Source organism: Lysinibacillus sp. NPDC056220 (genome assembly GCF_049315265.1).
Classification (GTDB): Bacteria; Bacillota; Bacilli; order Bacillales_A; family Planococcaceae; genus Lysinibacillus; species Lysinibacillus pinottii.
In genome coordinates, this window is record NZ_JBMOXD010000021.1 from 1 (window position 1) to 2,991 (window position 2,991).

Here is a 2,991-nt window from a genome sequence, read left to right on the forward strand (position 1 = left end):
GTGTATGGAAAGCTGATAGGTTAAGTTATTAAGGGCGCACGGCGAATGCCTTGGCACTAGGAGCCGAAGAAGGACGGCACTAACACCGATATGCTTCGGGGAGCTGTAAGTGAGCTTTGATCCGGAGATTTCCGAATGGGGGAACCCACTACGTTTAATCGCGTAGTATCTTGACGTGAATACATAGCGTCTTGAAGGCAGACCCAGGGAACTGAAACATCTAAGTACCTGGAGGAAGAGAAAGAAAAATCGATTCCCTGAGTAGCGGCGAGCGAAACGGGAAGAGCCCAAACCAAGAGGCTTGCCTCTTGGGGTTGTAGGACACTCAATACGGAGTTACAAAAGAGCGAGTTAGATGAAGCGACTTGGAAAGGTCCGCCAGAGCAGGTAAAAGCCCTGTAGTCGAAAGTTCGTTCTCTCCTGAGTGGATCCTGAGTACGGCGGAACACGTGAAATTCCGTCGGAATCCGGGAGGACCATCTCCCAAGGCTAAATACTACCTAGTGACCGATAGTGAACCAGTACCGTGAGGGAAAGGTGAAAAGCACCCCGGAAGGGGAGTGAAAGAGATCCTGAAACCGTGTGCCTACAAGTAGTTAGAGCCCGTTAATGGGTGATAGCGTGCCTTTTGTAGAATGAACCGGCGAGTTACGATTACGTGCGAGGTTAAGCTTTAGAAGGCGGAGCCGCAGCGAAAGCGAGTCTGAATAGGGCGAAATAGTACGTGGTCGTAGACCCGAAACCAGGTGATCTACCCATGTCCAGGGTGAAGGTAAGGTAACACTTACTGGAGGCCCGAACCCACGCACGTTGAAAAGTGCGGGGATGAGGTGTGGGTAGCGGAGAAATTCCAATCGAACTTGGAGATAGCTGGTTCTCTCCGAAATAGCTTTAGGGCTAGCCTCGTGATGAGAATACTGGAGGTAGAGCACTGTTTGGACTAGGGGGCCATCCCGGTTTACCGAATTCAGACAAACTCCGAATGCCAGATATTTATACACGGGAGTCAGACTGCGAGTGATAAGATCCGTAGTCAAAAGGGAAACAGCCCAGACCACCAGCTAAGGTCCCAAAGTAATCGTTAAGTGGAAAAGGATGTGGCGTTGCACAGACAACCAGGATGTTGGCTTAGAAGCAGCCATCATTTAAAGAGTGCGTAATAGCTCACTGGTCGAGTGACGCTGCGCCGAAAATGTATCGGGGCTAAACGATTCACCGAAGCTGTGGATTGACATCTACGATGTCAGTGGTAGGAGAGCGTTCTAAGTGCGTTGAAGTCAGACCGGAAGGACTGGTGGAGCGCTTAGAAGTGAGAATGCCGGTATGAGTAGCGAAAGACGGGTGAGAATCCCGTCCACCGTATGACTAAGGTTTCCTGAGGAAGGCTCGTCCGCTCAGGGTTAGTCGGGACCTAAGCCGAGGCCGATAGGCGTAGGCGATGGACAACAGGTTGATATTCCTGTACCACCTCCTCACCGTTTGAGAAATGGGGGGACGCAGTAGGATAGGGTAAGCGCGCTGTTGGTTATGCGCGTCCAAGCAGTAAGGCGTGTGTGTAGGCAAATCCGCACACTGTAACGTTGAGCTGTGATGGCGAGTCCGTATGGACGAAGTTCCTGATTTCACACTGCCAAGAAAAGCCTCTATCGAGGTGAGAGGTGCCCGTACCGCAAACCGACACAGGTAGTCGAGGAGAGAATCCTAAGGTGTGCGAGAGAACTCTCGTTAAGGAACTCGGCAAAATGACCCCGTAACTTCGGGAGAAGGGGTGCTCTTGAGCGTGCAAGCGCATGAGAGCCGCAGTGAATAGGCCCAGGCGACTGTTTAGCAAAAACACAGGTCTCTGCAAAACCGTAAGGTGACGTATAGGGGCTGACGCCTGCCCGGTGCTGGAAGGTTAAGAGGAGTGGTTAGCGCAAGCGAAGCTGCGAATTGAAGCCCCAGTAAACGGCGGCCGTAACTATAACGGTCCTAAGGTAGCGAAATTCCTTGTCGGGTAAGTTCCGACCCGCACGAAAGGCGTAACGATCTGGGCACTGTCTCAACGAGAGACTCGGTGAAATTATAGTACCTGTGAAGATGCAGGTTACCCGCGACAGGACGGAAAGACCCCGTGGAGCTTTACTGTAGCCTGATATTGAATTTTGGTACAACTTGTACAGGATAGGTAGGAGCCAGAGATCTCGGAGCGCCAGCTTCGAAGGAGGCGTCGGTGGGATACTACCCTGGTTGTATTGAAATTCTAACCCATGCCCCTTAGCGGGGCAGGAGACAGTGTCAGGCGGACAGTTTGACTGGGGCGGTCGCCTCCTAAAAGGTAACGGAGGCGCCCAAAGGTTCCCTCAGAATGGTTGGAAATCATTCGTAGAGTGTAAAGGCACAAGGGAGCTTGACTGCGAGACCTACAAGTCGAGCAGGGTCGAAAGACGGGCTTAGTGATCCGGTGGTTCCGCATGGAAGGGCCATCGCTCAACGGATAAAAGCTACCCCGGGGATAACAGGCTTATCTCCCCCAAGAGTCCACATCGACGGGGAGGTTTGGCACCTCGATGTCGGCTCATCGCATCCTGGGGCTGTAGTCGGTCCCAAGGGTTGGGCTGTTCGCCCATTAAAGCGGTACGCGAGCTGGGTTCAGAACGTCGTGAGACAGTTCGGTCCCTATCCGTCGTGGGCGTAGGAAATTTGAGAGGAGCTGTCCTTAGTACGAGAGGACCGGGATGGACACACCGCTGGTGTACCAGTTGTCTTGCCAAAGGCATCGCTGGGTAGCTATGTGTGGACGGGATAAGTGCTGAAAGCATCTAAGCATGAAGCCCCCCTCAAGATGAGATTTCCCATTACGCAAGTAAGTAAGATCCCTCAAAGACGATGAGGTAGATAGGTTCGAGGTGGAAGTGTGGTGACACATGGAGCTGACGAATACTAATCGATCGAGGACTTAACCAAAAAGTTTGAAGCATTCAATGAACCGTTTATCCAGTTTTGAAAGAA

1 rRNA gene is annotated in these 2,991 nt (G+C 52.1%); it reads left to right on the top strand.

From position 1 onward, the window contains the following. Window positions 1–18 precede the first annotated feature (18 nt). Window positions 19–2,946, top strand: a 23S ribosomal RNA gene (locus tag ACOZBY_RS21785). Window positions 2,947–2,991 lie beyond the last annotated feature (45 nt).